The organism is Nonomuraea sp. NPDC049784 (genome assembly GCF_040659615.1).
Lineage (GTDB): Bacteria > Actinomycetota > Actinomycetes > Streptosporangiales > Streptosporangiaceae > Nonomuraea.
The window spans coordinates 1-4,269 of the sequence record NZ_JBFAMX010000755.1; the positions used below are offsets into that span (position 1 = coordinate 1).

Annotated in this window: 6 protein-coding genes and 1 pseudogene; 4 read left to right on the top strand and 3 right to left on the bottom strand. The window is 68.6% G+C overall.

Going from position 1 to position 4,269, the window contains the following annotated elements; all coding sequences use genetic code 11:
- Together AB0J09_RS57710 and AB0J09_RS57715 are read right to left on the bottom strand one after the other, a co-directional pair.
- Positions 1 to 507 (bottom strand): biotin carboxylase N-terminal domain-containing protein (locus tag AB0J09_RS57710; protein WP_360711499.1); only part of this gene is annotated, 507 nt, incomplete at its 3' end.
- Positions 508 to 757: 250 nt separating this feature from the next.
- Positions 758 to 1,003, bottom strand: coding sequence for a hypothetical protein (locus AB0J09_RS57715; RefSeq protein WP_360711502.1), 246 nt, complete (start codon positions 1,001 to 1,003; stop codon positions 758 to 760).
- On the opposite strand from AB0J09_RS57715, the gene AB0J09_RS57720 reads away from it, so the two are divergent.
- The 3 genes from AB0J09_RS57720 to AB0J09_RS57730 all read left to right on the top strand — a co-directional run bounded on the left by AB0J09_RS57720 (position 989) and on the right by AB0J09_RS57730 (position 3,544).
- Positions 989 to 1,558 (top strand): helix-turn-helix transcriptional regulator, encoded by a 570-nt coding sequence (locus AB0J09_RS57720; protein ID WP_360711505.1) that lies wholly within the window; start codon positions 989 to 991, stop codon positions 1,556 to 1,558. The two genes, AB0J09_RS57715 and AB0J09_RS57720, sit on opposite strands and share 15 nt — an antisense overlap.
- Positions 1,559 to 2,111: 553 nt before the next feature.
- Complete coding sequence (locus AB0J09_RS57725; RefSeq protein WP_360711508.1) at positions 2,112 to 2,417, top strand: hypothetical protein; 306 nt, start codon at positions 2,112 to 2,114, stop codon at positions 2,415 to 2,417.
- Positions 2,414 to 3,544, top strand: a complete 1,131-nt coding sequence (locus tag AB0J09_RS57730) for an NlpC/P60 family protein (RefSeq protein ID WP_360711510.1) — start codon at positions 2,414 to 2,416, stop codon at positions 3,542 to 3,544. Before AB0J09_RS57725 ends, AB0J09_RS57730 begins: the two co-directional genes overlap by 4 nt.
- 49 nt (positions 3,545 to 3,593) lie before the next feature.
- Here the strand turns inward: AB0J09_RS57730 and AB0J09_RS57735 are convergent, their stop codons facing one another.
- A complete protein-coding gene (locus tag AB0J09_RS57735; RefSeq protein ID WP_360711513.1) occupies positions 3,594 to 4,085 on the bottom strand; it encodes a hypothetical protein in 492 nt (163 codons plus the stop codon).
- A 33-nt stretch (positions 4,086 to 4,118) separates the two neighbouring features.
- Between AB0J09_RS57735 and AB0J09_RS57740 the strand changes: the two are divergent.
- Positions 4,119 to 4,269: pseudogene (locus AB0J09_RS57740) on the top strand (aldo/keto reductase); the annotation flags it as partial.

Consider the following 4,269-nt stretch of genomic DNA (forward strand, 5'->3'; position numbering starts at 1 on the left):
GCCGCCGCCGGCGGTCGCCTTCAGCATCAGCGGGTAGCCGATCTCGGCGGCCGCCGCCAGGGCGGCTTCCAGGGTCTCGACCGCGCCGCGGCTCCACGGCGCGACCGGCACGCCGACCTCCTCGGCGATCAGCTTCGCGCCGATCTTGTCGCCGAGCTTGCGCATGGCCTCCGCGCTCGGGCCGACGAAGGTGACTCCGATGTTCTCGCACAGCTCCGCGAACGCCGGGTCTTCCGCGACGAAGCCCCAGCCGACCCACGCGGCGTCGGCCCCCGTCTCCACCAGCGCGCGCTCCAGCGCCTTCAGGTCGAGGTACGGGCGCGCCGACGCGGGACCGAGATCGTAGGACAGGTCCGCTTCGCGGACGAAGGTGGCCGTACGGTCGACGTCGGTGTACAGGGCAACGGTCTCGATTGGTGTCCCGGTCTCCGCGGCGAGGTCCCGTACGGCGTGGATGAGCCGCATGGCGGCCTCACCACGGTTGACGATGGCGACACGACTGAACACCCGACCGAGCCTCCTGTAGATCGACGATGTGCACGCGGCGGCACGGCGGCCCCCGACAATGTCCACTCTTTCGTCTATCGGCTGGCAGTGTCATGTCGTGGACAGTGCACGCTATGCGGCCCCAGTTGTGGAAAACGACCAAAAACCGTCGGTCGCACGCGCCTGGCTCGAGCATTTCACACCGTTCTTCGTCCAGGTGACCCAGGGACTCGATCGGCTCTGTGCTCCTCTCAGGCGGCGGACACCGGTCTCAGGTGGCGAACATGGGGGAGAGGCGGGACCAGTGCTCCGCCGCGCACAGGAGGGGCGGGCGGTCGAGGGGCGCGGTGCAGCCTGATGCGTACGGCGTTGCGGGACAGCCGCCTAACGCCTTGGCGATCTCCTTGTGCTCCAGGCCCTCCCAGGCGACCAGGGACAGCAGCTCCTGGTCGTCGTTGGGCAGGTTCCTGAACGCCTGCCGATCGCGTCCAGCTCGACCTCGGTGCCGGGGGGACAAGCCCGCGGCATCGGACTGCCCACCGTGGAGGCGCTGGCCCGCTACGACGTGCTCCGGCTCGGAGGCGACACCGACCGGCATCGGCTCGACGAGCTCGACGCGATGCTCGCCACCCCCATGAGCCGCGCGCTGACAACCGCGGCTCGCGGGCTCCAGCAGACGAACAGCGAGGCGCTCAGCGCTGCCGCCGAGACCTTTGCCCACCTCGACCAGCACCTGCTCGCCGCCGAGGCCACGACCTGCGCGGCCGGGATCTACCGTAAGGCCGGCCTGGCGAGTCAGGCAGCGCTGGCGCGCGAGCGGGCGGCCGCGCTGCACCGACAATGCGAGGGCGCCGTCACGCCGTTGCTCAATCGCGAGCAGATCTCGCACGTGCTCACGCGCCGCGAACGCGAGGTGGCGCTGCTGGCCGTCCGGCACACCAGCCGGACCATCGCTACACTCCTCGGGTTGTCGATCGCCACCGTCAACAACGCCTTGGCCCGCGTGTACACCAAACTCGGCATCTCCAGCCGGGCCCAGCTCGCCGACCTCCTCAACGTCTCCCGGGAATGACGGACTCCGGCACACCTGGCCACACGAGCGGCGGCCTCTTGTCCTCTCGATGGGGACCCGCTCATCCGCGCCGCACACCGCCGCCGTGACCAGCACCTTGCGAAGCCGTCCTGGCAGAGGCCTGGCGGCCGGCCACCGTAGCCGGGCCTATCAGGACGTCAGGTCGTGGGCGTGTACGCAGCAGAGAAGATGATCTTGCAGATGCCGTTCATCAGGTCCGCCAGACCACCGCTCTCCCCGGCTGCGTCTGCTGCCCGGCCGGGAGCAGGAGGCGATCAACGAACTCCGGGCCACAAACACGAGAGTCGCTGTCCCCGGCACGATCCGACTCGTGCAGAACCGTGATCGTCCCCCGCAATCGAGCACGGCCGCCACCAGTGGAGCATGCACCAGGACATCAACGTCCGAGATACGCGACTGGCCCGTGCGAAAGGCCCGTCTTACGGACGGCGGGAGCAGGCTTGAGGTAGGGGAATGGTCGAGGGACAGAAGATCAAGGATGTTAGATTGTCGGGCGAATTGACGTTGATCTGACAGTAGAGGCGTGGCTCACGTGGCAGGGTTTGAGATCTACTTCGACACGCTCGAGGAGTGCGCGACCAAGGCCAAGGGAGTCGCGAACCAGTTCAAGAGTGCGGCGGAGGATGGTCCCACGAGCGTCAGCACCTCCTGTTTCGGTGACCTCGAGGACCTTTCTGACAAGCTCGCCAAGGCCGTCAACGACTTCGAGGTGAAGATCGACGCCGAAGTACGCCATGCCCAACAGAACCTGACCAAGGTCGAGGCGGCCATCCACCAGGTCGTCGACAACGTCCGCAGGGCTGACCTCCCCGACGTTCCCCGGACGGAGCAGGCGTGACGGATATCTGGGACCAATACCTCAGCCCCATCCAGCGCGTCATCGACAACTTGAGCGGCGACCAGGCCGAGATCACCAGGATCTCGGGGCGATGGCGAACGATGGCAACCAGCATCACCACGGAGACCGGCGTCATCAAACGCGCGGTCAACAGGGTGGACAGCGCGTGGAACGGCGTCGCCGCCGAAAACTTCGCCAGGTACATGGCCAGATATCCCGAGTCCGGTACGGCGCTGAGTGAGGCCTTGACCGACTCCGCCGGCAAGCTGGATGCCGCGGGGAGCGCGCTGGAGACGGCCAAGAGCGAGGTCCAAGCCCTCTACCGGGAGAAACGCGCCTGGCTGGATGAGCAGCGCAGCGACCCCGACAGCACCACCATCTCGATGACGAGTATCAGGTCCCAGGTGTCCAACGCCCTTGAGCGGGCCAAGGTGCACACAGGCAAGGCGGCCCAGGCCCTCCGTCAGGCCACCGACGAGATCGGGAAGCACCTCGGCGAGGTGCGGTTCTTCACCGGTATCCCCGCTCCCGGCGATCAGGACTTCGTCCCGGGCAACAAGTCCGGGACGCGCTGGATCCCCGACCCCGACTTCCAGCCCCGCACCCCGAAAACCCAGCTGGCGTCCTACAACGGGAACGGCGCGCCGACCGGTGAGAGCAACGGGTATGGCGCCAACGGAGGGGGCGGTGGTGGCGGCGGCGATGCGAGCACGCCTTCGCTGGCCGTCCCGCCGAACGCTCACAGCCTGGCGCCCAACCCTCGCGCTCAGGCCGTCATCGACTACGCCCTCAAGCAGTTAGGCGACCCTTATGTGTGGGGAGCGACAGGACCCGGCTCCTTCGACTGCTCCGGGCTGACACTGCGCGCGTACGAGTCCGCGGGGATCGCCATCCCGCGGGTCGCTCACGACCAGTGGATGCGCGGACCGCGCATCCCTGATGGCAATGCGCAGCCCGGGGACCTCGTCTTCTTCGACAACAACGGCGATGGCACCGCTGACCATGTGGGCATCGTGCTCGACCCCGAGAAAGGCACGATGATCCACGCGCCCAAAACAGGCTCTGACGTCAAGATCGCTCCCTACAGCCGTACCCCCATGGGCTTCACCCGGCCGGGAACGAGCTGACCCTGGCACGGGCCTGGAGTCGCGCTGGAAGCCCGGCCGGTCGCCCGCTTCACCGTACGGGCGTGTCCGTGGCCTCCGTGGGGATCTCCTCGATGCCGAGCATCCGCAGCAGCTCCAGCCGCTCGCGGGTCTCGGCGTCCGCCGGGGTGAGCACCAGGAGTTGCTGACCCTGGTCGGGGGTGACCAGGGTCTCGCAGTCCATCAGCAGACGGCCCACCCGCGAATGCAGCATGGTCTTCCGGTCGACGCGCCGGACCGCCACCTCGTGCTCGGCCCAGAGCCGGCGGAAGCCGGCGCTCGCGGCCTGCAAACGGTCGATGAGTCCGGTGACCGTGGGGTCGCCGGACCGGCGGCCGACGGCCGTGCGCAGGTCGGCCACGAGCTGACGGGCCTGATGCTCCTGCTCCTCGGGCGGGCAGACGGCGCGGGCGGCGGGCTCGGTGAACCAGCGGTATACGAGGTAGCGCCGGTCGCCGGAGAAGCCGGTGTGGTCGCCCGTCATCAGGACGGCCACCCGGTTCTGGGCGAGGACCTCGCCCAGGTTCGGACAGCACCAGGGCCGGGGTGTCCCGCCCGGCTGGACCCGGCGGTACCGATTGAGGAGACGGTGGGCGCGATCAAGGAGATGGTCGACGCCGGGTACGTGCGGCACATCGGGCTCTCGGAGGTCGACGCGGCGACGATCCGCCGGGCGCACGCCGGCCCCGGCGACATGCGCGGCTTCA